At 34.9% G+C, this 24,640-nt stretch carries 18 protein-coding genes; 1 reads left to right on the top strand and 17 read right to left on the bottom strand.

What is annotated here, in order from left to right; all coding sequences use genetic code 11:
- Positions 1 to 483 precede the first annotated feature (483 nt).
- From BKP37_RS03155 to BKP37_RS03095, 13 genes are all read right to left on the bottom strand, one after another.
- Positions 484 to 2,184 carry a methyl-accepting chemotaxis protein gene (locus BKP37_RS03155; RefSeq protein WP_084034524.1) on the bottom strand — a complete coding sequence of 567 codons (1,701 nt, stop codon included), beginning with the start codon at positions 2,182 to 2,184 and terminating at the stop codon, positions 484 to 486.
- A 296-nt stretch (positions 2,185 to 2,480) separates the two neighbouring features.
- A complete protein-coding gene (ilvD, locus tag BKP37_RS03150) occupies positions 2,481 to 4,145 on the bottom strand; it encodes a dihydroxy-acid dehydratase (protein ID WP_071308233.1) in 1,665 nt (554 codons plus the stop codon).
- 17 nt (positions 4,146 to 4,162) lie between these two features.
- Positions 4,163 to 5,044: a dihydrodipicolinate synthase family protein gene (locus BKP37_RS03145; protein WP_071308232.1), complete on the bottom strand. Its 882-nt coding sequence runs from the start codon at positions 5,042 to 5,044 to the stop codon at positions 4,163 to 4,165.
- Between the two features lie 330 nt (positions 5,045 to 5,374).
- Entirely contained in the window at positions 5,375 to 6,655 is a 1,281-nt protein-coding gene (locus BKP37_RS03140; protein WP_071308231.1) for an ABC transporter substrate-binding protein, read from the bottom strand.
- 94 nt (positions 6,656 to 6,749) lie between these two features.
- Entirely contained in the window at positions 6,750 to 7,577 is an 828-nt protein-coding gene (locus tag BKP37_RS03135) for a carbohydrate ABC transporter permease (RefSeq protein ID WP_071308230.1), read from the bottom strand.
- Positions 7,577 to 8,506: a carbohydrate ABC transporter permease gene (locus BKP37_RS03130; RefSeq protein WP_139193056.1), complete on the bottom strand. Its 930-nt coding sequence runs from the start codon at positions 8,504 to 8,506 to the stop codon at positions 7,577 to 7,579. The genes BKP37_RS03135 and BKP37_RS03130 overlap by 1 nt, the downstream gene beginning before the upstream one ends.
- A gap of 232 nt (positions 8,507 to 8,738) precedes the next feature.
- Entirely contained in the window at positions 8,739 to 10,334 is a 1,596-nt protein-coding gene (locus tag BKP37_RS03125) for a response regulator transcription factor (protein ID WP_071308228.1), read from the bottom strand.
- Positions 10,315 to 12,114 carry a sensor histidine kinase gene (locus BKP37_RS03120; protein ID WP_071308227.1) on the bottom strand — a complete coding sequence of 600 codons (1,800 nt, stop codon included), beginning with the start codon at positions 12,112 to 12,114 and terminating at the stop codon, positions 10,315 to 10,317. Before BKP37_RS03120 ends, BKP37_RS03125 begins: the two co-directional genes overlap by 20 nt.
- Before the next feature lie 118 nt (positions 12,115 to 12,232).
- Positions 12,233 to 13,198 carry an ROK family glucokinase gene (locus BKP37_RS03115; protein WP_071308402.1) on the bottom strand — a complete coding sequence of 322 codons (966 nt, stop codon included), beginning with the start codon at positions 13,196 to 13,198 and terminating at the stop codon, positions 12,233 to 12,235.
- 144 nt (positions 13,199 to 13,342) lie between these two features.
- A complete protein-coding gene (locus BKP37_RS03110) occupies positions 13,343 to 14,395 on the bottom strand; it encodes a Gfo/Idh/MocA family protein (protein ID WP_071308226.1) in 1,053 nt (350 codons plus the stop codon).
- Positions 14,396 to 14,420: 25 nt separating this feature from the next.
- The gene (locus BKP37_RS03105; RefSeq protein ID WP_071308225.1) at positions 14,421 to 15,389 is read right to left on the bottom strand and encodes a sugar phosphate isomerase/epimerase family protein; all 969 of its coding nucleotides are present in this window, start codon (positions 15,387 to 15,389) and stop codon (positions 14,421 to 14,423) included.
- Between the two features lie 88 nt (positions 15,390 to 15,477).
- The gene (locus BKP37_RS03100; protein ID WP_071308224.1) at positions 15,478 to 16,503 is read right to left on the bottom strand and encodes a Gfo/Idh/MocA family protein; all 1,026 of its coding nucleotides are present in this window, start codon (positions 16,501 to 16,503) and stop codon (positions 15,478 to 15,480) included.
- Positions 16,504 to 16,515: 12 nt separating this feature from the next.
- Positions 16,516 to 17,253: a ThuA domain-containing protein gene (locus BKP37_RS03095; protein WP_071308223.1), complete on the bottom strand. Its 738-nt coding sequence runs from the start codon at positions 17,251 to 17,253 to the stop codon at positions 16,516 to 16,518.
- A 555-nt stretch (positions 17,254 to 17,808) separates the two neighbouring features.
- Here BKP37_RS03095 and BKP37_RS03090 point away from each other — a divergent pair.
- A complete protein-coding gene (locus BKP37_RS03090) occupies positions 17,809 to 18,585 on the top strand; it encodes an AraC family transcriptional regulator (protein WP_071308222.1) in 777 nt (258 codons plus the stop codon).
- 109 nt (positions 18,586 to 18,694) lie between these two features.
- On the opposite strand, the gene BKP37_RS03085 is transcribed toward BKP37_RS03090, so the two are convergent.
- The 4 genes from BKP37_RS03085 to BKP37_RS03075 form a co-directional block, all read right to left on the bottom strand.
- The gene (locus tag BKP37_RS03085) at positions 18,695 to 20,443 is read right to left on the bottom strand and encodes a methyl-accepting chemotaxis protein (RefSeq protein WP_071308221.1); all 1,749 of its coding nucleotides are present in this window, start codon (positions 20,441 to 20,443) and stop codon (positions 18,695 to 18,697) included.
- A 319-nt stretch (positions 20,444 to 20,762) separates the two neighbouring features.
- Positions 20,763 to 22,442, bottom strand: a complete 1,680-nt coding sequence (locus tag BKP37_RS03080) for a glycoside hydrolase family 13 protein (RefSeq protein ID WP_071308220.1) — start codon at positions 22,440 to 22,442, stop codon at positions 20,763 to 20,765.
- A 102-nt stretch (positions 22,443 to 22,544) separates the two neighbouring features.
- On the bottom strand, positions 22,545 to 22,739 hold the full coding sequence (locus tag BKP37_RS20935) for an HPr family phosphocarrier protein (protein WP_169823071.1): 195 nt from the start codon (positions 22,737 to 22,739) through the stop codon (positions 22,545 to 22,547).
- Between the two features lie 71 nt (positions 22,740 to 22,810).
- Entirely contained in the window at positions 22,811 to 24,568 is a 1,758-nt protein-coding gene (locus BKP37_RS03075; RefSeq protein ID WP_071308219.1) for a glycoside hydrolase family 13 protein, read from the bottom strand.
- Positions 24,569 to 24,640 lie beyond the last annotated feature (72 nt).

The raw sequence follows: 24,640 nt of genomic DNA, 5'->3' as shown, positions 1-24,640 counted from the left end.
CTACTTTGTTTGACAACCTCACTTATTATTAGACAATTTCTCACGTTTGGGAAGAGACTTTGCTAAAAAGGGGAAAATAGTACTTTCATTAAAATTACTTAACAGGCAAAAGGGAGTAGTGGTGAGTTGTACGGTAGGGGGATTTTTCCTAGGAAACGTTTTCTATAGCTGCGCCAAAAGACTTAGCGAAAGATCATCCTGTTACTACTAATACAAAGTAGGAACAGGTAAGCAAATAAGCAACTCCCTCTATACTTTTTTATTCAAAGTAAAAACTCCTTTGTAAAAGACTTATTTGTTTAGGAACAAAACAAGGTCCACTTCTTCTACAATAGGAGTTTTTTGTATTCTAACCCGTAAAATGACCATCTGTAATTAAAGCTACTCTCTCAAACCTTTCTATTATTTTCATTTTAAAACTCTAGATTTCAGATTAATTGCTGGTAACTATTATTCATCTTTACTTGATTCTTTTCTTAATTATTAGCTGATTTTAAAATTACTAATTTCAGCTCGAAGCTCTTGAGCTAAATGACTTAAGTTTTTAGTTGATGCTTTTATTTCTTCCATCGATAGTAACTGTTGCTCTGCTCCTTGTGCAATAGATTGGAAACTATCAGATGTTTCTAAAGCAATATTGGCTATCCCTTCTACCGACGCACTTATTTGCTCTGAACTTGCGGACATTTCTTCTGCGGTTGCAGAAACTTCCTGTATTTGAGTTGATACACTTTGGATAGTGGATAAAATTCTTTCAATAATCAAGCTTGTTTCTTGGACTACTTCTATTCCTGTTTTCACTTCTTTTGTTCCGTTATCCATCGTTTTAACTGCTAAAGACGTATCTTCTATGATCTCATAAATAACAGATGAGATTTTCGAAGCTGAGCATCGAGATTCTTCAGCCAACTTTCGAACTTCATCAGCAACAACTGCAAAACCTTTTCCATGCTCGCCCGCTCTGGCAGCCTCAATAGCCGCATTCAATGCTAATAAATTTGTCTGATCCGATATATCCGTTATTACTTCAAGTATTCTATTAATTTCTGAAGATCTTTCTCCAAGGCTTTTAATAGTAGTAGAAGCTTCACCAACAGCTTTATTTATTCTATTCATTTGTTGTTGAACTAGATGTAGTGATCGATTCCCCTTTTCAGCTTCATTAGTTGCATCTAATGAACTTGATGAAACTAGTGAAGCTGATTCTGCGATACTTTGAATTCCTAACGCCATTTCTTCCATTGCACGAGAACTTTCTTTTGTGCCTATTACAGTTGTATCTGCTCCTTTGGCAACTTTTTGAATTGTCCCTGAAATTTGGTGAACAGCTATAGTAGTTTCATCGGAACTAATTGTTAATTTCTCCGAAGCTGCAGCTACTTGCTTTGATGCTTCGACTGTTCTTCCTAATAATTCACGTAAATTGTCTGTCATCTTATTAAAAGATATAACTAGACGTCCGATTTCATCATTAGTCTTTATTTTAATTTGTTGACCTGTTAAATCTCCTTTGGACACTTTTTCTACTTCAGATACCACTTCTACAATTGGAGCAGTAATTCGTTTTGCCGTTATCATTGCAACAAAAATTGATATGACTACACCTAAAATTACTGCAATAATATTAAATAAAATCATTTTTTCTCCGTGATGCAACATTTCTTTTCCATTTAACACAATATTTTCTTCGGCTAAATTAGCTATATTACGATAACCTTCCATAATTTCCTCAGCTAAAGGATCAACTTGAAAACGGATATTTGCAGATATATAACCCGTACCGTTTTCTTCATATAACGGAAATATTCGATTTGTAATCAATTCATTCCAAACTTGGTTTTTTGAGAGTAACTCTAAAGCAAATTTGTCTAATTGTTCATCATAGTGAGTAAATTTTTGAATCGTTTCACCTAGTTCATAACTTGCTGCTTCTAATTCTATAAATCGTTTTTTATAATCTTCATCTCCTACTAATACATAACCTCTCACTAATGCAAGTCTTTCAGACATGTTTGAAGCAAGCATTTCGCTAATAGAAAATCTTTGCAAATCCTCTTGAACGATTTCTTTCACATTCGTATTCATACTATAAATAGTAAATAGACTGTATGTAGAAACAGAGATTAATAAAATTAATACAAAGCTAAAACCTATTAGTATTTTAAATCGTAAATTTTTCATCATACATACTCCCCGTTAAAATTATTAAGGTTGAAATTAGTCTTATAACTCATGAAGAATTTTCAAATGAGTGAACTTCATAATTACCAAAAACGAGTTACATCAATCTTTATTTAGTTACGAACGGTTCAACGTAACTAAATATAGCATCTTAGTGACGAGAATAACGAATTATGAAATTCATTAAATAATAAAAGATAAAAATAATACCAAAACAAACTTAAACGTTTTCAATTTTGTAATAGAGAAAAAGGTGACTCAGCCGCCACGATGTGAAGAGGTTTTGAGTCACCTTTAGTTTATTTTAAAATTGGTTCGTTTTCTTTTTCTTCAACAACACGAATTCCACCAGTAGCTGCCGACGAAGCATTGTTCGCATACATACGTAAAAACTTACTTGCTTCACGCTTAAGAATTTCTAGGTGTTCAGCACGACGAGCTAACTCTTGCTCAGAAACGTTTAACGTAATCGAACGATTCGGGATATCGATATCGATCATATCTCCATCTTGCACAAGTGCCATCGTTCCACCATCTGCCGCTTCTGGACTAGCATAACCGATTGAAAGTCCTGCACTTGCACCTGAGAAACGACCATCTGTAATTAACGCTACTCTCTCGAACTTTCCTAGTACTTCTGTACAACGATGTAATTCCCTCATTCCAGGGCCACCTTTTGGTCCTTCGTAACGGATAACTACTGTATCGCCTTCTTGGATGTTATCAGCTTCATAAGCAGCCACGAAGTCTTCTTCAGAGTTAAAGACTTTTGCAGGACCTGAGAATGTTAATAGTTCTTTTGAAACTGCTGATTGTTTAATCAGCGCTCCGTCCTTTGCTAAATTTCCTTTAAGGACGGCAATACCACCTTCTTTTGTTATTGGTTTTTGAAGTGGATAAATGATTTCACGATCAAGAACATCATGACCTTCAATATTCTCTCCAACAGTTTTTCCGTTTACAGTTATTGCATCTAAATGAAGTAATGAACGTAATTCTTGCATTAATGCTGGCATTCCACCTGCACGCTGCAAATCATTTGTTGTATATTCATTATTATTAGGTGTAACCCCAGCGAGGAACGGAACTTTTCTGCTAATCTTATCAAAAAGATCAAACGGAAGCTCAAGTCCTACTTCGTGAGCAATTGCTGGTAAATGTAAACATGCATTTAAAGATCCACCCATTGCTAATAAAACAGAAATTGCATTTTCAAAAGCTTCCTGTGTCATAATGTCTTTCGGTGTAATACCTTTTTTCACTAATTCCACTACTTGACGCCCAGCTTCTTCAGCAGCATCTAATTGCTCATCAGAAAGAGCTTGCATCCAAGACGTTTTCGGAAGTGCCATACCAAGAGCCTCTGAAAGACCTTGCATCGTATTAGCAGTTCCAAGAAACGGACATGCTCCTGCACTCGGATAATACTGATTCGTGATTTTGACTAAGCCTTCTTCATCAAGCTTTCCTGCTAAAAAGTCTTTTCTAGCAGCTTTTGATTCATATGGTTTAATATGGTTTGGCATAACTCCACCTAATACCGCTAAACTCGGTAAATTCAAACGACCTGCTGCCATCATCATCCCTGGAACAATTTTGTCACAAGAACTTAAAACGACCATTCCATCAAACATACCGTGACCTTTTACCATAATTTCCACACTATCTGCAATCGTTTCACGACTAGGTAGTGAATATCGCATTCCTTCGTGACCTTGGGCAATTCCATCACACACAGAAATGGTATTAAACTCAAGAGGTAAACCGCCAGCTTCACGAATCCCTTTTTTTACACGTTCAGAAAGTTCACGTAAATGGACGTGTCCAGGAACAATTTCATTCCAAGAATTTGCTATTGCAATGACTGGTTTATCCATACTTTTATAATCTACACCACATGAACATAAATGCGCTTTTAATATTGCTCTTGTAAATGGAGCAATTTCGTTTATTTTATCACCCATGATTTGATCGTCTCCTTTTATAATAAGTTAAGATTTACTAATCCTTTTCTTAATGTTTCTTTCTCTGTATCAGTTAATGGTCGAAGTGGTAATTTCACTTCACCTGCATCAATTCCTTGTAGCTTTAGCGCTTCATAATAAGGCGTTATATAAGAACCAAGCTTAAGTACATCACGTACTTTATTAGCTCGATATTGTAATTCCTTTGCTTTCTCTAAATCTCCAGAAACATATGCATCATATAACTCTACCATTACCTCTGGGAAGCAATTTCCTACTGCAGATACAACCCCAGTAGCTCCCATAGCTAATGCCGGATAAACTAGTGCGTCTGTTCCAACAACAACATCATAGCCCTCTCCTAATACTGCGATGTAATCTTGTAATCTCGCTAAATCTTTTGAACTATCTTTAATCCCTTTGATATTTGATAGTTTGTCAGCTAATTTTTTCACTAATTTAGGTTTCAAATCATTTTTTGCATTTCCCGGTATGTTATATAAATAGATAGGAAAGCTCGGTACTGCTGTTGCAACTGCTGTAAAGTGCAATTCTAACGAAATATCATCATGTGGAAAATACCAAGGGGCTACTACTGCAGCTGCATTCGCGCCCACATTAGCTGCATACTCTGTTAACTCAATTGTTTCCTCTGTAGAAATTCCTCCAGTATGAACAATCACTGGGACACGCTTATTTGTTACTTCAACAATGATTGAAATAGCTTTTTTTCGATCTTCTAAGGACATTAATGGACCAGAACCATTTGTACCTAATGGAAATAAACCATGTACTCCTTTTTCTATTAAAAAATCAACATAATTACGTAAAGCCTTTTCATTTAGCTCCCCACTAGCTGTAAAAGGTGTTAGAACTGCTGGAATTACTCCGTGTATCATGTATAGACTCCCCTTTTCAAGAAAAAAAGTTTTTTGTTATTTTCATTATACGAAATTTTATTTCTTTTATCTACAAAAATATGAATTTTTTTTTAAAAAGTTAAAATAACATGAAATTTTATTTCAACAATTGGTATAAGTTATCCTTTATCATTCCCATTTCCCTACCTATTCTCCGTTTATAACGAATCAAAAAATGATCAACAATGTTTTCATTTTCTAAAAAAAGCTTCAATCGCAATAGTTAGACTCTTACTTTTTCTTTAATAATAGATCAAAAGAAGCACATCAAACTTGATGTGCTTCCTTATATAAAGGGGGTATAAACAATTACTTTCTACTATCCCAAGCAGTTTGTAGGCGCTCTAACATTGTCTCATAATCAATTTGTTCTGCTGCATATTCTTGAATGGCTGCTCCGAAATCCTGGTTAGCTCCATCAAGCCACATGAACCATGTCCATGGTATCGTTTTATCTGCTAAAGAATACTCTAAAATAGACTCTCCTAATGCCCCTAATCCAGTAGGTTCAATATTATCGAAAGCAGGAATGAATGCAAACTCTTCTGTAATATAGCGTTTTCCTACTTCTGAAGAAACCATCCAATTTAAAAATAACTTTGCCTCTTCAATATGTTCAGAGTTTTTGTTAATAACCCAACTATTTGGAACCCCTACAGGTAAGCGATCGGCACCTTCTTCATCATTTAATGGAATCGGTAGAAATGCCATATTCATATCAGGATTAATTTCATAAATCATGTTTTCAGTCCAGTTTCCTTGCTGAAGCATTGCAGCTTGTCCTGTAGCAAATAATGTAACTTGTGTATTGTAATCTGTTGTTAATGGATTTGTATTTCCAAATTTAATTTCTGCATCTATAATTTGTTTGAAGTTTTCAAAATGAGAATTACCTTTAAAAGTTTCTGTACCATTTGTTAGGTTCTCGATAAAAGCATTTGGATCATCTTGTTGAGCAAAAGGAACATTAATTAAATGCTGTCCTACAACCCACCATTCACCATAACCTGCTGCAAATGGAGTAATACCATTTTGTTCTAATTTTTCAGCTGCATCAATTAATTCGGATATTGTCTTTGGTGCCTCAGTAACTCCTGCTTGTTCAAATAAATCTTTATTATAAATAAAACCATATCCTTCAAGGTTAAAAGGCATACCATAAAGTTTTCCATCTTCATCAGTCATTGGTGCTGCTCCAATCGGTAGTAAATGTTCTACCCATGGCTCATCTGATAAATCTACTAAATGTTCTTTCCAAAGTTCTAACTGATTGAAACCACCATTTGGAAAAATATCAGGTGCTTGCCCAGATGCAAATTTTGCTTTTAATGCTGCATCACCATCTGCACCACCACCTATTGTCTCAAGAGTAAATTTAATATTTGGATGTTCTGCTTCAAATTCTTTTAGCAATTCTTGTAACTCATCAGCAGTTTCAACTTTAGGATTGAATATGTTTAGGGTTACCACCTTATCACTACCATCAGATTTAACTTCTCCTCCAGAACTTTCTTCTGAGTTACTACCACAAGCTGCAAGAATACCTACCGATAAAACCATTGATAAACAAAAACCTAGTAAACGTTTCATAAGACCATTGACCTCCTCAAACTTTTTGATATTTATTTATATAGTTTTGCAACAAAGCTGCAAAATTTAATAACAGATTTAGTACATTAACACTCTATTTAATAGATCCTGATGCAATCCCTTTAATAATATGCTTTTGTAAAAATAAGAAGAAAATGATAATTGGTGTAATCCCTAATACTAATGCCGCTAGTCCCATATCCCACTGCTTCGTATATTGGGCAAAAAACGAGCTAGTTGCAAGTGGTATTGTTCGTAAAGATGCATCTTGTAAGACAAGAAGCGGTAATAAGTAATCATTCCAAATCCATAATGTATTTAAAATAATGACTGTTATCGTAATCGGTTTTAATAGCGGAAAAACTATTCTCCAAAACACGCCAAATTGTGTACACCCATCGATAGTAGCAGCTTCTTCTATTTCAACTGGTACCGTTTTAATAAATCCATGGTAGAGAAAGAGTGAAAGAGGTACACCAAAACCAAAATACATCATGATAATTCCAGGGATGCTGTTCATAATCCCTAACATTCCGCCTAGTTTGATTAACGGGATCATAACCGTTTGGAATGGTATAACCATCGCTGAAACAAACCAGATAAAGAGGACTTTACTCAAAATTCCAGGTGTTCGCACCATTTTCCATGCTGCCATTGACGAAATGAGCACAATCCCAATAATACTAAAAACAGTGATAACAAAAGAATTTATAAACGCTGATGGAAAATTAAGAATGTCCCACACTTTCGCGTAATTTGAAAATAAAATTTGACTTGGTAAGGCTGCAGCATCTACTAAAATTTCTGAGAAGCTTTTTACTGAGTTTACGATAACGAAATAAAAAGGAACCATGAATAATAATGCTAATAAAATCGCAAAAATTTCCAATGTAAAAGTCTTTTTTGTATATTTGGGATTCATTACGCTTCAACCTCCTTCTTCTTCGTATACATAACTTGTATCGTTGTAACAATTGCTACGATTAGGAAGAATAAAATTGATTTAGCTGTCCCTAATCCGTAATTATTGTTTGTAAATGCTTCTTGATAAATATTAATTGCAACCGATTGTGTCGAGTTAAATGGTCCCCCGCCCGTAAGTGACAAGTTAAGGTCAAAGATTTTAAACGCCATTGAAATCGTTAAGAAAAAACAGATTGTAAACGCCGGTAGAATTAACGGAATAATCACTTTTGTAAGTGTAGTAAAAGCATTCGCACCGTCAATTTTAGCCGCTTCTATTAAAGAGTGATCAACACCTTGTAGGGCTGCAATATAAATAATCATCATATAGCCACTAATTTGCCAAGCAAATACAATGACAATTCCCCAAAAAGCTGTATCGGCATCACCTAACCAAGCTTTTTGAAAGAATGCAATGTTCGTTAAATCACCTACTGCCGCAAACCCTCTAACAAAAATAAACTGCCAAATAAATCCTAGTAGTAGTCCGCCGATTACGTTTGGGAGAAAAAATACTGTACGTAATATATTTTTCGTTTTCAAAGCAGCATTTAATATTAACGCTAAAGTAAAGCCTATTATGTTACTAATTGCAACTGCTGTGAACATAAATTTGGTTGTAAACATGAAGGAGTTAAAGAACCTCTCATCACTTGTAAAAATTCGCTTATAATTGTCAAAACCTACCCATTCAACGACTGAACTAACTCCGTTCCAAGATGTAAAAGAATAGTAAACTCCCATAATAAATGGAATAATTTGAATAACAATAAAGAATAAAAGAGCCGGTCCAACAAAAGCAGCATAGCTTACTATTTTTTTCAACTTAACTCTACTTTTAGATGTCGTCTCAGTTTTTGTATTCGTTTTCAAATTTACTTCCAACATTTTTTCCACGTTACTTTCACCACCCACAATATTTTGATTACGCTTTCATTATATAAATAACTAGGGGTTGAGAATAGTAACAGGATTGACTATAAAGGTGCACTTTTTTGACCTCTTACAGATCAATAATGTACACCTTTATCTATCACTCAAAAACATTCAAAATTTAAGAGGAGAATAGCCTTTCTCCTAATCTCCTCTTAAAAATGTCCAATCCACACGGCCACTTCGATCATTTGTCCATTTTCGGTGTCAGACATCGTATTTGGCTTCGATATTCGTTCGGTGTCATACCTTCTAATTTTTTAAATACTTTAATAAAATATTTATCGTTTTGATAGCCGACAGCCTCTGCAATATCATATATTTTCAAATAAGGATTTTCTAATAACCCTTTTGCTCTTTCAATGCGAATTTTTGTGAGGTAATCTGTAATCGTCTCGTGATATTCTTGTTTAAACTTTCTTGAAATATATTCTCTACTTAAATAAAAACGCTCTGCGATGTCTTGAAGTTTAATGTCTTTTTCATAGTTTGCTCTAATATACTCTTCTATCATTTCAACACTGGATTTTTCTTTTTTAAATTGAACATTAAACACAGTTTCTATCAAATCATAAAATTCTTTTCTCTTCTCTTCTTTAAATTTAGAAAATGAAAAATATCCATATTCGTTCCAATAATCCCTTCCCAGATACAATTCGGTTCGTTTATGAATTTCATATTCTTTTAACCAGTGATCTTTTAATAGCTCAAATTGATTTTCCCAAATTTGTATTTGTTCTAATGAAATATAGTTTTCTTTTTCAAATAATTGATAGATACGTTCTAAAATTACCCCAACTTGTTCGGTGCTTCCGCTTTGTAAAGCCCATTTAATTTCCTCGGAATAATCTAAGAAATGAAAAAATGATTTAGTTATTAATTTTTCTTTTAACACAACTTTTTTATTATTCTCTAATAAATTTAAATGGAATAGTATATTAAGAGCAGAATCATAAGTTTCATTCACTTTTAACGATGAATCACCTACAACAATTGAACAATGAACCGCAGTACATTGGTAGATCATCGTACATATTTCTTCTAAAACTTCCTTCATTCTATATTCTTTCCATAAAAGTAGGGCGATTTCTTCTTCCTTATTCATGTTCCGAAAAGCCATTCCCATATTATGCTTACGTAAAACCTCATTACAAATATTTAATAATGAAAAGTAAGCTAAATCGACATCATCTTGATACTTTTTTTGAATGATCATTTTCATTGAAATTAAAGCAATGGTGATTGGGGAAGAAGAAACATCAATCTTATAGTCTTTTTCTATTTGTTCAATTGCCCGAATAGATAGGTTAGATTTATCCAAAGTTCCAGATAATAAATAATCCCAGAATAATGGCTTTACCTCATTCATCACTTTATTATTCTCGATCGTTGATAATCGGTCTTGATTTTGTTCCTTCCATTGACGTACAGCTTTAACTAGTGTTTCATTTAATACTTCTTCTTGAATAGGTTTTAATATATAATCAAAGCTCCCGCACGCAATTGCGTTCCTCATATAATGGAAATCATCATATCCACTAACAACAATCGTTTTGCAAGTTAATTTTGAAGTATGGATCCATTTTAATAGATCGATCCCATCTCGTTTAGGCATGTTCATATCAGTAAAAATAATTTCAGGCTTATGCTTTGAAATGATCTCTATTGCTTCTTCTACATCTGAGGCTTCAAAAATCGTTTCGATTCCATGATTTTCCCAATCTGCTAATAACATCAAACCTTCTCGAACATGTTTTTCATCATCAACGATGATTGCCTTCATCTCTGATCCCTCCTATTTCAAGTGGGAGCTTCATTGTTACAAGGAAGCCGCCTTCATCTAAATTTTGAAGTTCAAACGTAGCCTTGTTTGAATAATAAAGTTTCAAACGCATGTATACATTTTTTAATCCGATGTTTTTTTCTTCCCGCCCACGGTTGTGCTCTGCATTTAAATGATGAACAATTTCACTGAGGCGTTCTTTCGAAATTCCTGTTCCATTATCACGAATTTTTATTAGTAGATAATCTTCTTCCCGTTTACACTTGAGTATTAGTTTTCCAACTCCATCATTCGTATGAAATCCATGTTTAAAGTAATTTTCAATGATTGGTTGTAAAGTCATTTTTGGTACCTTTACATCTAAGACATCTTCTTCAACGTCTAGTATATATTCAAAATCATCACCAAATCTTTGCCTTTGTAACAGTAAATAGGCTTTAATATAATTAACCTCTTTTACTAGAAGAACAACTCCTTCATCTGTATTCATGCCATATCTCATAATCTGGGAAAGGTCAGTTAACGCAGAGTAAACTTCTTTATTCTTACTTTTCAGAGCCATCGTTCCAATTGATTGAAGTGTATTATATAAAAAATGAGGATTTATTTGTGATTGTAGCACCTTTAACTCGTTTGTTTTGTTTTCTAATTCAAGCTTATATTCTCGATCAATAAGCTGATTAATTCGTTCCATCATATTTTTAAATCGTTCACCTAGTACACCAATTTCGTCATTACCTAGGGATTGGAATTGTGCCTGCATATTTCCTTTTTCGACTTGGCGAATGTTTTTGACAAGGACTCTAATTGGTGAAGTAATTTTATATGAAACAAACAATGTTGCTAAAACAGCAATGAAAATACCAATTACCCCAAAGATAATATTAATCATAGCCACACCATAAGCTCTTTCATGTAACGTATGATACGGAAGACGTTTTACTAACATCCATCCCCCTATTGGAGTTGGAAGTGTCTCATATACTATCACACCATGAAAATTGTCATCATCCCATTCAAAAAATCCGCTCACATCTGGGGCTTCTAAAAGCTTATCCTTCCAAATTTCATTTTCAGTTTCACTGTAAACACCTTTATGAGAATTAAATATAAAACTTCCTTTTGGTGTTAAAACATAAAATTCCTCTTTCTTCTCATCATACAAATGCTTACTCAACTCCCAAATCTTTCCGGGTGTAACTTCTAATGAAATAAACCCTAGGACATCACTTGATGGAACATTAACGATAGAACGGTGTAATGTAAAAGAGTTTACTGTATCTTTAAATTTTGTATTATCGATCGATTCAATATAAAGGTTAAAAGGACTGGCTTTAGCTAATAAGTTATTTTCATAATTAGGGTCACTAACATTTTCAAAGTAAGAAACGGAAGAACGTCTAGAAGCTGTGACCAAACTATTACTTTCTAAATGTGACAAGTAAACTCGTTGTATATCTTCATCTGCATACAACATTGTAAGTATTACACTGCTTGTTACACGTTGTGCTAAATAGTCAACTGGATAAGGACTTATTTTTAAATGATTCATGAAATCTACGTTTCTATAAATCGATAATGTATGGTTGTTTAGTTCATTTAGATAACCTTCGATATTTACTTTTCCTTGATAAAGAAGGTTGAGATTTGTTTGAATAGCTTGATCGTTTAACGATTCCTTCGTATATATATATGTAACTAAAATAGCGCTACCAAATGGGACAATGGTTACTAACAATAATAGGACGATCAATTTATTTCTTATGCTTGTCTTAACCACTGAAATGACCTCCTACTTTTAATTACTTAAATAAAGTATGAAAGCATATCTCGGGTAGATATGCTTTCTGTCGTATATTAAGGGATTAAATCGGCAATCGTTAATGTTTTTTGGGAGATTAAAAACTTGTTTTTGCTAACCAAGCGCCACCAATGACACCTGCGTCGTTACCGATTGTTGCAATTGTTATTTCTACCCCATCTAACACTCTAGGGAATGCAAAGCGAGCAAATTGTTCTTTCACTGGTTGTAGAATTGTATCTCCCGCTTTAGAAACACCACCACCAATAACAATCTTTTCTGGATTTAAGCCATTAGATAAATTTGCTAACGCTAACCCTAAATGAAGTGTTACTTGATCAATAACTTTTGTTGCAAGCTCGTCTTCTTCTCTTGCAGCATCTAGTACTTGTTTTGCTGTTAAGTTCTTTTGCTCATTGTATAACTCTCTTAATTGACTAGGTGTTTCCGTAGAAGTAATCGCTTCTACTGCTAATCGAGCAATACCTGTTGCAGATGCAATGGTTTCAAGACAGCCTTTTTTCCCACAATTACACGGTGCTCCACCTTCTATCACTGATGTTACATGGCCAATTTCACCACCAGCCCCATTAATTCCGTGTACGATCTTCCCGCTTGAGATAATACCGCCACCAACACCTGTACCTAATGTGACAAAAATTAAATCGTTCGCTCCTTCTCCGGCACCTTTCCACATTTCACCTAGTGCTGCTAAATTCGCATCATTGTCAACAACGACAGGTAAGCCAAGTTCTTGCTCAAGAAGCGCTTTCAGAGGGAAGTTTTTCCACCCCAAATTTACAGCTACTTCGATTGATCCATCATGAAAGTTAACTGGACCAGGTGCACCGATCCCAATTCCAATTAGTTTCTCTTTCTGTTGATCTAGTTCTATTAATTTTGTTTGAATAGCTTTCGCAATATCAGTAGGAATTTGTTGTCCATTATTGCTTTTATCTGTGTCAATTTCCCATTTTGTCATGATTTCACCAGCTTCACTAATAAACGCTAGTTTAATCGTCGTTCCACCAATATCAACACCAACCAACCATTTCTCTGCCATTTCCATATCAGTCCTTTTCCTAAATTTTCATTATTTAAAATCGTAAAAACACTGAAAAGAAAGAATCTATAATCTTTTTAAATTTGATTATAGGATCCTTTCTTCTAGTATAAATAAATTTCTTTCACTAATAAATCTAAAATATTAAATACGTACCTCTATTGAACGATCTTCCTCAGCTGACTGGAAGATGACTTCGATCAATTCTAGTACTCTACGAACCTGATGCGGCTTGACAATCAAGTCCTCTTTTCCTTCCATTACACCCACTAAATTTTGGTAAAGTTCTGTCCAATCAGTTTCTACTTCTGGTAGTGGGAAGTCTTCCTTTGTTTCTGGTGGTCGAGGCGCCATCATACGGGTTGGACCTGCAGATGTCATGACAACTACTTCAGCGACTGGCGTATCCGTATAACGTGGTTTCATATAGCCACCCTTTTCACAATCAAAATCATCAATTTGTAATGTACCTTCATTTCCGATAACATACCAGCGAGGTAGCTTATAGAAAGCATACGTTCCTACTTCTACATGTAGTAACGGACCGTTTTCCAATGTAAGTGTTACTTTAAAATAATCGTCTACTTTTTGATCAAGTACAGTCATTAGTTTCGCATAAACATTTGTTACTTTAATATCAGGGTACATACCTAATAATTGGTCAAAGAGGTGGACGCCCCAATCCAAAATCATGCCGCCACCATATTCAGGAAAACTGCGCCAACCGAAGAACGCTCCACCTGTTCCAAATACACGACTTTCGATGGACAAAACTTCACCGATTTTTCCTTCTTCGACAACTTTACGCATCACATTGTAATCTTTATCCCAACGACGGTTTTGGTGAACCGTTAAAATCTGACCCGTTTTCTCACTTTCAGCCACCATATCATCCCAGTCAGCCACTGACATCGTTGCGGGTTTTTCTACCATGACATGCATACCTGCGTGCATTGATTTGATCGTTAATTCTTTATGAACGTCATTTGGTGTGGCAATGACGACAAAATTCATTCCATCATGTTTTAAAAACTCATCTAAATTATCATAAGCTTCAATACCATTGTCTTTCGCCATTTCTAAGCGTTTTGGATCAACATCATAAGCGGCAACTACTTCAACTCCAGCACGTGGTGCATATTCACCATGCCAATAGCCCATGCCGCCATAACCGATAATACCAAGTTTCATTCCCATTTTATCCACTCCCCTTACGTAAGTTTTACACCCACCACGCATCCGTAGGTTTTTCTGCAATGATGACTGATTTTAAATTTGTTACTGCTCGTTGGAAGCCTTCTTCAATCGACATAAGTGGATCTTCATGTTCAATACTGACAACATAGTCATATCCATAAGTGCGTAATGCACTGATCATATCTGACCACTCTTGGATACTATGACCACACCCTACTGAACGGAACGTCCATGCTCTTGTTTGTACTTCCCCATAAGGTTGCATATCTGTTAATCCGTACATATTGACATTCTCTTGGTCAATGTACGTATCTTTTGCGTGAAAGTGGTGAATCGCATTTTCTTTACCTAGAATTTTAATTGCTGCTACTGGATCAATGCCTTGCCACCAAAGATGACTCGGATCAAGGTTAGCACCGATCGCGTCACATGTTGCTTCCCTTAATTTTAAAAGCGTGTATGGCGTATGCACTAAAAACCCACCATGAAGTTCTAGGCCAATCTTCACATTATGGTCTTCGGCGAACTGTCCAACTTCTTTCCAATAAGGGATCAATTTTTCTTCCCATTGCCACTTCAACACATCGCCAAATTCATTTGGCCATGGTGTTACTGGCCAGTTTGGATATTTTGCTTCTTCATGATCACCAGCTGTTCCAGAGAAACAATTAACAACAGGGACATTCATTAAGTTAGCTAGTTTAATTGTATTCAGTAATGTTTCATGTGACTCTTCTGCAAATGACTTTTCCGGTGAAATCGGGTTACCATGACAGCTAAATGCGCTAATTTGGATACCACGAGATTCTATTTTTTGTAAATAATCTTTACGTAACTCTTCACTTTCTAATAGCTCATCAAGATTACAATGAGCATTTCCTGGATAACATCCTGTACCGATTTCTACCGCATTAACACCTGCTTTTTGAACGATATCTAACATTTCCTCAAAATTACTTTGCGAAAATAATACTGTAAATACTCCTAATTTCATCGCAATAAACCTCCTATTTTATCATTCGTCATTATTCTATTAATCAAGTCGATAGTGAGAAGTTCTCACTATCGATGTCTATTAGTTTCTAGATCTTAACGATTTTCTTCGTTTCTTGTGACTCAAGTGCGGCTAGTACGACTTGTAGAGAATTCAATCCTTCTACACCTGATACTGGTGATTCTTCATTATTAATAATCGAATTTACAAAGCGATCAATAACTTCTGTAGACGTTTGGCCACCAGCCTCATTCGTTTGCATTTTTCCTAATTCATACTTGGCAACTTCGCCATTTTGATATTGAATAATTAGAGAATCTACTGGGTTGTCAAGTAGGCGCATAATTCCTTTTTCACCGTAAATAACTGTTGAGTTATCCTCTTGTGAAACATACGACCAGCTTGCTGCTAACGTACCGATAATGCCGCTTTCTGATTTCAGTACACAAACCGCTGTATCATCAACATCAGCATTTTCCTTCGCGCTTGTTTCAACAAAGGCACCAACTTCAACAAATTCCTCACCTAAGATGAAGCGTAATAAATCTGTTTTGTGAACCCCAAGGTCACCCATAGCTCCAATAAAAGCTTCTTCTTTTTTGAAGAACCAGCTATCTGCTCCATCTGCACTCCATCCTTCTGGCCCACCATGACCAAAAGCCGTACGGAAGCTATAAATTTTTCCTAACTCACCTTTTTCAATCAATTGTCTTGCTTTTTGATGAGCAGGGACAAAGCGTTGATTATGAGCAATCATTAGTTTTTTACCTGAAGCTTCTGCAGCTTGAATCATTTCTTCTGCGTCTTCTTTTGAAGTTGCCATTGGCTTTTCACATAAAACGTGTTTTCCAGCATTTAATGCAGCGATTGAAATCGGTGCGTGCAAGTAGTTTGGTGTACAAACACTTACTGCATCAATATCTTCGTTTGCTAGTAAATCTTCATAATTTGTATAAGCTTTTGCCTCGTATAACTCTGCAAACTCAGTTACACGTTCTTTTACAATGTCACACACAGCAACAATTTCTACTTGATCATTTTGTGCATACTCCATAAGGTGACGATGTTTTGCGATACTTCCACAACCAATAACTCCGATTTTTAATGTACTCATCTATACCCACTCCTAATTTTTAATTTTTTGGTTTTTACATTTAATTTCTTCTAATGGTTTTGCATTCCCATATACGGGTTTTGGTAGTTTCGTAGGTTTCGCCCATTCAACACCATTTTTGATAACCTGCTGAATGTCTTTCTGATAATAAGTTGGATACGTCTCGTGACCAGGACGGAAATAAAAGATTTTACCTTTACCTCGTTTAAACGTACAACCACTTCTAAACACTTCCCCACCTTCAAACCAACTCAAGAAAATTACTTGAACTGGGGTTGGGATATCGAAATGTTCCCCGTACATCTCTTCTTTTTCAAGCTCAATACATTCACCAATGCCTTCTGCAATCGGATGACTTGGATCTATTACCCATAACCTTTCTTTTTCGTCAGCTTCACGCCATTTAAGGTCACATGTAGTACCCATTAGCGTCTTGAAAATTTTTGAAAAGTGACCTGAATGAAGAACGATCAGACCCATTCCATCAAGAACACGTTGTTTTACTTTTTCAACAACCGCATCGTCTACTTCATCATGGGCAATATGTCCCCACCAAAGCAATACATCGGTTTCATTTAATACTTCGTCAGTGAGTCCATGTGCTTCATCGTCTAAAGTTGCTGTTCGGACCTCGAAATCTTCCTTTAAAAAGCTAGCGATTGCACCATGAATTCCTTCTGGATAAACTTCTCTTACTAGTGGATTTTTTTGTTCATGACGATTTTCATTCCAAACTGTAACTTTAATCATGAGTGTCCTCTCCTTAATAAAGTAATAATTATATTTTTCTAGTCATTCATGTTGGGTTGTATTCTCTAAGGTTTCTGCTGTCGAAGTTAATTTAACTTCGATAACAATAGACAAACGCTTGCGCATTTATGTGTCACATGGACAACTCTATTCTAAAACTAATACAATCATATAGAAAGAAATACTTGAGCTACAACTTTTAGAGCGTTTTCATTTTTAGAAAAATACAATCTCTATTAATTATAAAACAGAGAGTGTCATTGTTTACTCGAGTTGTAGTTATTGTGACTTCCTATTTGATACTATCATAAGTGATCTAGATTAAATAAAAAATAGATTATATAATTAAAACATATACTATTTTGCTATTTGTTAAAGAAATTTAAAGGTTTGTTACCACTGTGAAGTTCATAATGCCAATAGAACAGCCATATCAAGCTATACTTAGTTGGAAATAATCAAATTCAACTAAGTGTAGGATTCAATTGTTACTAGACAGTATTATGTAATGATAAAAGGAAATTATTATTTAATTTAACAAGAAAGGGGATGCATATGACAGTTCACATTGGATTTTGTGGTTATTCCCATCATACAAAGGGGTATTCTTCTCAAGAAGATAAATCAGGGTTATCAGGCTACCTTTTTCGACTTCAAACAGAAGGTATTTGTGAAATTGCTCTAAACAAAAAAAAGCTGATTTTCAATAAAGGTGGACTCTTATTAGCAAAGCCTGGAGATTTATATGAAATCCATATTGAAGGTAATCAAAACAGTGGTGATTATAATCTTTTTTGTGAAGGAGCTTGGATTGATGAATGGTGGAACCGTTCTAGTAAACCTACCGCCTCTCAAATTAATCTAGATGACAAGGTACTAACATTATGGCGACACCTCACTATTGAAGAACGACGACCAATTTCTGAAAGAAACAAAGAGCTCTCAAGCTATTTGTTAAAAGCACTTTGTTTATCGCTAGAACGCGCGATCAACGAAACAGCTTCTACTGAAAGCCGTCCCTATCCAGTTACTCGGATGATGCGATACATTGAAGAACACGCGACAAACGTATTCAAGGTAGAGGATGTTGCACAATATGCGGGGCTTAGTGTTTCTCGAGCCGTTCACTTGTTTAAAAGCAGTACTGGAAAAACGATTGTTGAATACGCGCAAGAAATTCGGTTATCAACTGCTATTAATCAAATGAAATACACATCAATGACACTTGAACACATCGCTGATAATTGTGGGTTCGGTACCTACGCTTATTTTCATCGAGTATTTAAAAAGAAGTATGGGGTTGCTCCTGGTGAGTATAGGAAACAGGAATAAGTATCACTATAATAACCAAAAGCCAGTAACCTTTTTTTCGGTAACTGGCTTTTTTTGTTAGCTAGTTCTAGTTCTATGTAACAAAATTCAGCATATCTTTTGGCATAAACTAAATTGCTACATTTAACCTTTGAGCTGTATCATTTAAGGAAGCTATCTTTTCATTTAAATCAACTTGACGACTTACTTGTTCTTCAACAACTTCGCTTATTGAATCGTTCTTTAGTTTTATACTTGTAGCACCTTCAACAAGCTCAGCAATCGAATGAACAGCTTCTTCCATCGATTGATTGATTTGCTCGATCGATTCATTAATCTCATAATGTTCTTTCGTCGATTTTGTAACCCCTTCCGAAATTGATTGGAAACTAGAGGATGCTTCTTTTGTTTTTTGAGATGCTACGCTTGTTTCTTTCTTTAATTTTTCATAACTTTCTACGACATTGTTTACTCCCGAGAAGATAGATGTCAAACTTTGGTTCGTTTCTTCAGAAAAAGTTTTGGTTTGTGCAGAAAGATTACGAATTTCATTAGCAACTACCGCAAAACTATTTCCGTGTGCTCCTGCTCTAGCAGCTTCGATTGATGCATTTAAGGCTAGAAGATTTGTTTTGGTTTGTATATCGTTAATACCTTCAATAAATGATGAAATCGCGATTAATTTTTCTTTCATTGAATGAACCTTGTCAGCCGAATTTTCTGCTTCGTTTGAAAGATAATCCATCGTAGATGACAAATCATCCATCAGTGATAAACCTCTATTCGCCTGGTTTTCATTTTCTTTTATCTCTTGCGATAAAAATTCAATTTTTGATTGAATTTCTTGAGTACTAGCCAATACTTGTTCTGTAACAGCAGAAATAGAGTTTGTTACATCGGCCTGTTTATTAAGATCATTTGTGAAATCTTCTATCGTACCTAGTATGTTTCTCATTCCATTAATTTGATCACTTGAAACTCGGCTCGTCCCTTTCACTACCGAAATAACGTCCTTACTAGCATCATGACTACGTATTTGCGAATCATGTAAAGAGTGACCCATGTCCGCTAATGCTCTATCAATGATATGAAACTCGTCTTTTCTCAGTTTTTGTTGTTTAAAGGTTAAATCATGGTCTTGATAGGCATGTATTCTATTTAAAACATACTTAACCCCACTTGTTACACTTCTACCAATGAATAAAAACGCAATGATTGGAATTAAGCATAGTAGAACTAATGAAGCACTAATAAAAAATGACGATGATGTCATTGCTTGTTGTAGTTCTAATGAAACTTGCTCTTTTACGTCTAGTAAATAATCTTGGATCCTCATGTTTGCTTGATCAATTCTTTCTTCATTTCTAGGAACTTGTAAATTTACTGCATGTCTAACATCTACTGCCCTTTCACCAACATAGACATTTGAAAAATAAGTCTCTGATAAATTTGCTTGACTTACTAAAACTTCATCATAGACATTTAAAAACGTTTTCAATACTCGGTTTTCTTCATCAACTGTTTGAATAATATCAGCTAAGGAGTCTCTTGTATTTGAAATTTGTGAATTCATATCTGAAATGAGTTGACTTTCGTACCCTTGATTAGCTAGTCGTAATTGATTTTTATTAATATTAATGACTGACTCATATATTTTTGAATATTCGTATTGGAAATCTGAAGTCTCTTCTAACAATCTAGTATGATTCGTAACAGAAGTATAAGAACTAAACACTAAAACACCCAAAATTGCACTTAAAATTGTGAGTCCAAAGATTAATACATTAATTTTTGTTGATAACTTACTGAGTAAACGAATACCTGATGTTTTACTATTAACACGGAAACTTTCTATGAGTAAAGCAATAAACTTATTCAATAAAATCACCTCTACTTATTTTTTACTCTGATTGTAATATGTATTTTGATTTTACGCGCAATCGTTTGAATAAATACTTAAACACTGTACCAATATAAATTCCCCCCTAATACTAGAAATCTATTTACATCCTTCTTAAAACTATACATTATAAAAGCAACCGTTTTCATAACTTTGATTTTAAATTTAACTGAAAAGTTTGTCAATGACTGAAGTAAAATTACGTAAATTGAAAGAATTGTACATTGGCAACATTATGAGGAATAGTAACTGAAGTGAAGTGAACTCGTTTCTTAACTAAAAACGAGTTCACTTCACTTTAGATAAGTTTATATACAAGTGCTTGATAAGGTTTTAGTTCAAATGCTTCAATTGTTTTCGGTTCGTTTTCATAGTTACCAATCACTAGTTGTTTTGATTGGTACTTAATCTGACTTGGAAGATCAAATTTTATCGCTTCAGTTGAAAAACTACATATCACCAACCACTTTTCGTTTCCGTGTTCTCTAGTATAAGAAAAAATCTCTTCAGAATCTTCATGAAGCAGTTCAAACTTTCCATATACAACAATCTCGTTCTCTTTTCGAAGTTGAATCAATTTTTTATAATAATGGAAAATTGAATTAGGATCTTGTAGGACTTTTTTTGCATTAACCTCTTTATAATTGGGGTTTACGCTAATCCAAGGTGTTAATGTAGTAAATCCGGCATTTTCGGTATCATCCCACTGTACAGGGGTTCTAGCATTATCACGCCCACGCTCGTAAATCGCTTGCATAACTTTGTTGGGATCTTTTCCAAGTTCCTTCACCGCTTCATTGTACATATTTAACGTTTCTAAGTCGCGATAATCGTCGATTGACTCAAATGCAACATTTGTCATTCCAAGTTCTTCACCTTGATAAATGTACGGTGTTCCCTTCATCATATGAAGACATGTGGCAAGCATTTTGGCGGACTTTTCATAATACTCTTTATCATGACCAAACCGCGATACGACACGTGGCTGATCATGATTGTTCCAATATAAGCTGTTCCATCCGTCATCCGCTAAGCCATATTGCCATTTGGTTAAAATCCCTTTAAGCTCTGTTAGTTTCCAAGGCTGTGGAGTCCACTTTCCACCTGGCCCGTTTCCAACATCGACATGTTCAAATTGAAACACCATGTTTAATTCATTACGGCCTTCTCCGGTATAAAGCTTTCCTTGTTCTACATCTACACCTGGCATTTCTCCAACCGTCAACACATCGTATTTAGAGAGTACTTCTTTATTCATTTCTTGTAAAAATTCATGAATCCGTGGCCCGTTCATGAAGTGTTTCGATCCATCACCATACTTGTTTTCACCATGAACCTCACCATCAGGATAGCGACTATCTTTTGAAATAAAGTTAATGACATCCATCCGAAATCCATCGATCCCTTTTTCAAGCCACCATGTCATCATCTTATATACTGCTTTACGCAATGTTTCGTTTTCCCAGTTTAAATCTGGTTGCTTTTTACTAAATATGTGTAAATAATACTCATCCGTCGTTTCATCATATTGCCATGATGAGCCACCAAAGACTGATCCCCAATTTGTCGGGGGATCACCATTTTTTCCTGGCTTCCAAATATAATAATCACGGAACGGATTATCCTTTGATTTTCGCGACTCGACAAACCATGCATGTTCATCGGACGAATGATTAACAACAAGATCCATGACAATTTTAATGTCGCGATCATGTGCATCTTGAAGTAACTGATCAAAATCAGCCATTGCACCAAACTCAGCCATAATATTTTGATAATCACTAATATCATAGCCGTTATCATCGTTTGGCGATTTATATACTGGTGAAAGCCATATCACATCTATACCAAGTTCTTTTAGATAGTCGAGTTTTGTAATGATTCCTTGTAAATCACCTATCCCATCACCATTACTGTCCATGAAACTTCTTGGGTATATTTGATAAACAACACTTTCTTTCCACCATACTTTTTCCATGTATACACACCTGCTATCCATTAATTAAACGTACTATCTTGAGGATGTTCAAAAGTGGCTTTTTTTACACCTTATCACCCATAAAAAACTAGCTTAACTCTTCTAATAGCTCTCCTTCATCAGTTCCACGACAATCAAAGTAATCGTTGTATTAGGAGCAAGCCCTAACGACATAACCCCCATAATACTTTTGTAATCAATTTTCCTATTATCTATTTCTATAAATACATTTGAAGAATATTTTTGTGAGATATTTACGAGTTGATAAGTGGGTCGATCTTGTAGTCCAGTTTCCAATTTTTCAATATATTTTTTGAAATTACGTTACAAACACTTCTTCCAAAAATTTCAGTCTTCTATTCATTAACTCAAATATTTTCAGAAATTTGAATAATGGTAAAACCAAATGGTTCTAACTCTACTTTAGAACTTTTTATTAACTTTGCATCCCATAAATCGATTGGTTTTTTTTCTGTAAAATCATACGGAAGGTTGAGTTGTATGTCTTTATTTGAATTATTTACAGCAATTAGGATTGTTTCCGCAGCTGATTTTTTAGCATAAATGAAGTGATTAGTTTCACTATTTGTTTCAATCGATGAAAATTCACCGTAATTACCCAAAACAGGATACTCTTTTCTTAAAGCAATCATTTTTTTGACAAAACTAAATAATTCAGTATCCTGTTCTTCATCATTCCAAACCATACATTTACGGCAACCAGGATCGTTTTCACCATCTAAACCAATTTCATCTCCATAATAGATGCACGGGGTACCAATAAATGTGAGTTGGAATAAAAATAGTAGTTTCAATTTTTCTTTATTATCTGAACAAATGGTTAATATCCTTGGAGTATCATGACTTCCTAATAAATTAAAAGCTACCTCATTCACATGTTTCGGATAAGAACAAAGAACCTTCGATAATTGCTGCCCAAATTGTTCAGCATTCAGTTCAGATTTTGCAAAGAAATCCAGCGATGCTTCGGTAAACGGATAATTCATAACCGCATCAAATTGATCACCCAGTAACCACGGCATAGAATCGTGCCAGATTTCTCCTAATATATAGGCTTCCGGTTTTATCGTTTTTACCACTTGACGAAATTCTCTCCAAAATTGATGATCAACTTCATTTGCTACATCTAATCGCCATCCATCAATATCAAATTCTTCAATCCAATAACGACCAACTTGAAGTAAATATTCTTTTACTTGTGGATGTTCTGTATTTAACTTTGGCATTGCATGAGTAAACGCAAATGTATCATAATTCGGTTCTGGTAAAGGCTTCACTGGAAATTCCTTTAAATAAAACCAATCTTTATATTCGGATTGTTCCTGATTTTTTAGCACATCTTGAAACGCTTCAAAGTAAAATCCGCTATGATTAAATACAGCATCAAGCATGACACGGATACCATTCTGATGGCAAACATCTATTAATCTCTTAAACGTTTCTTTATCCCCAAATTGAGGATCAATCTCAAAATAGTCAATAGTGTCATATTTATGATTTGATTTCGCCTTAAAAATTGGTGTGAAATAGATCCCATTTATCCCTAAATCGGTTAAATAATCGATATTATTTATAATTCCTTCAAAATCACCGCCAAAGAAGCTATCTGCCTTTGGATTTACACTTCCCCATGGCAACGTTCCTTTAGGATCTAATTTCGGATTTCCATTTGCAAACCGCTCAGGAAAAATCTGATACCATACTGTCTCCTTCACCCAATCTGGAGCTTTAAATATATCTACTTCATTTAGAAATGGAAAACAAAAATAAAAACTAGTATCACCTGGATCTTTTTCTTTAAACCCTCTCTCGCCGTAAACAAGTCTTTCATCTTTAGAGTAAAGCTCAAAGCCATAACGTAAGCGTCGGAACTCTGGTTTCACTTTAACGAACCAATAATCAAATAAATCATCTGTTCCTTCTAAAGTCATAGGTTTTGTCAGATTCGACCAACCTTCTTTCGTCCACTGATATGGATCACCATAAATCAAGTATGCTTTTGTTAAATCACCTTTTTTTGCTTTTAGACGGATGTGTAGTGTCTCTCGATCATAAGCATAAGCAAAATTGTCTTTCGGTCTGTGATAAATTGCTTCTTTTAACAACTTCGTCCTCTCCATCCATTCGTTATTTTAGATTGTTTCTTCCATGCTAGATATAAGTTCATTCGATTTTAT

Source organism: Anaerobacillus alkalilacustris (assembly GCF_001866005.1).
Taxonomy (GTDB): Bacteria; Bacillota; Bacilli; order Bacillales; family Anaerobacillaceae; genus Anaerobacillus; species Anaerobacillus alkalilacustris.
Note: the sequence above shows the minus strand (reverse complement) of the source record. Positions and strands in the feature narration are given on the sequence as shown.

Coding starts and splice junctions, on each gene's coding strand:
- BKP37_RS03080 (WP_071308220.1), bottom strand. CDS start 22,442: ATGGAAAAAGTATGGTGGAAAGAAAGTGTTGTTTATCAAATATACCCA.
- BKP37_RS03130 (WP_139193056.1), bottom strand. CDS start 8,506: ATGTTGGAAGTAAATTTGAAAACGAATACAAAAACTGAGACGACATCT.
- BKP37_RS03105 (WP_071308225.1), bottom strand. CDS start 15,389: ATGAAATTAGGAGTATTTACAGTATTATTTTCGCAAAGTAATTTTGAG.
- BKP37_RS03155 (WP_084034524.1), bottom strand. CDS start 2,184: ATGATGAAAAATTTACGATTTAAAATACTAATAGGTTTTAGCTTTGTA.
- ilvD (WP_071308233.1), bottom strand. CDS start 4,145: ATGGGTGATAAAATAAACGAAATTGCTCCATTTACAAGAGCAATATTA.
- BKP37_RS03095 (WP_071308223.1), bottom strand. CDS start 17,253: ATGATTAAAGTTACAGTTTGGAATGAAAATCGTCATGAACAAAAAAAT.
- BKP37_RS03090 (WP_071308222.1), top strand. CDS start 17,809: ATGACAGTTCACATTGGATTTTGTGGTTATTCCCATCATACAAAGGGG.
- BKP37_RS03125 (WP_071308228.1), bottom strand. CDS start 10,334: ATGAAGGCAATCATCGTTGATGATGAAAAACATGTTCGAGAAGGTTTG.
- BKP37_RS03110 (WP_071308226.1), bottom strand. CDS start 14,395: ATGGGAATGAAACTTGGTATTATCGGTTATGGCGGCATGGGCTATTGG.
- BKP37_RS03135 (WP_071308230.1), bottom strand. CDS start 7,577: ATGAATCCCAAATATACAAAAAAGACTTTTACATTGGAAATTTTTGCG.
- BKP37_RS03100 (WP_071308224.1), bottom strand. CDS start 16,503: ATGAGTACATTAAAAATCGGAGTTATTGGTTGTGGAAGTATCGCAAAA.
- BKP37_RS03115 (WP_071308402.1), bottom strand. CDS start 13,198: ATGGCAGAGAAATGGTTGGTTGGTGTTGATATTGGTGGAACGACGATT.
- BKP37_RS03140 (WP_071308231.1), bottom strand. CDS start 6,655: ATGAAACGTTTACTAGGTTTTTGTTTATCAATGGTTTTATCGGTAGGT.
- BKP37_RS03145 (WP_071308232.1), bottom strand. CDS start 5,044: ATGATACACGGAGTAATTCCAGCAGTTCTAACACCTTTTACAGCTAGT.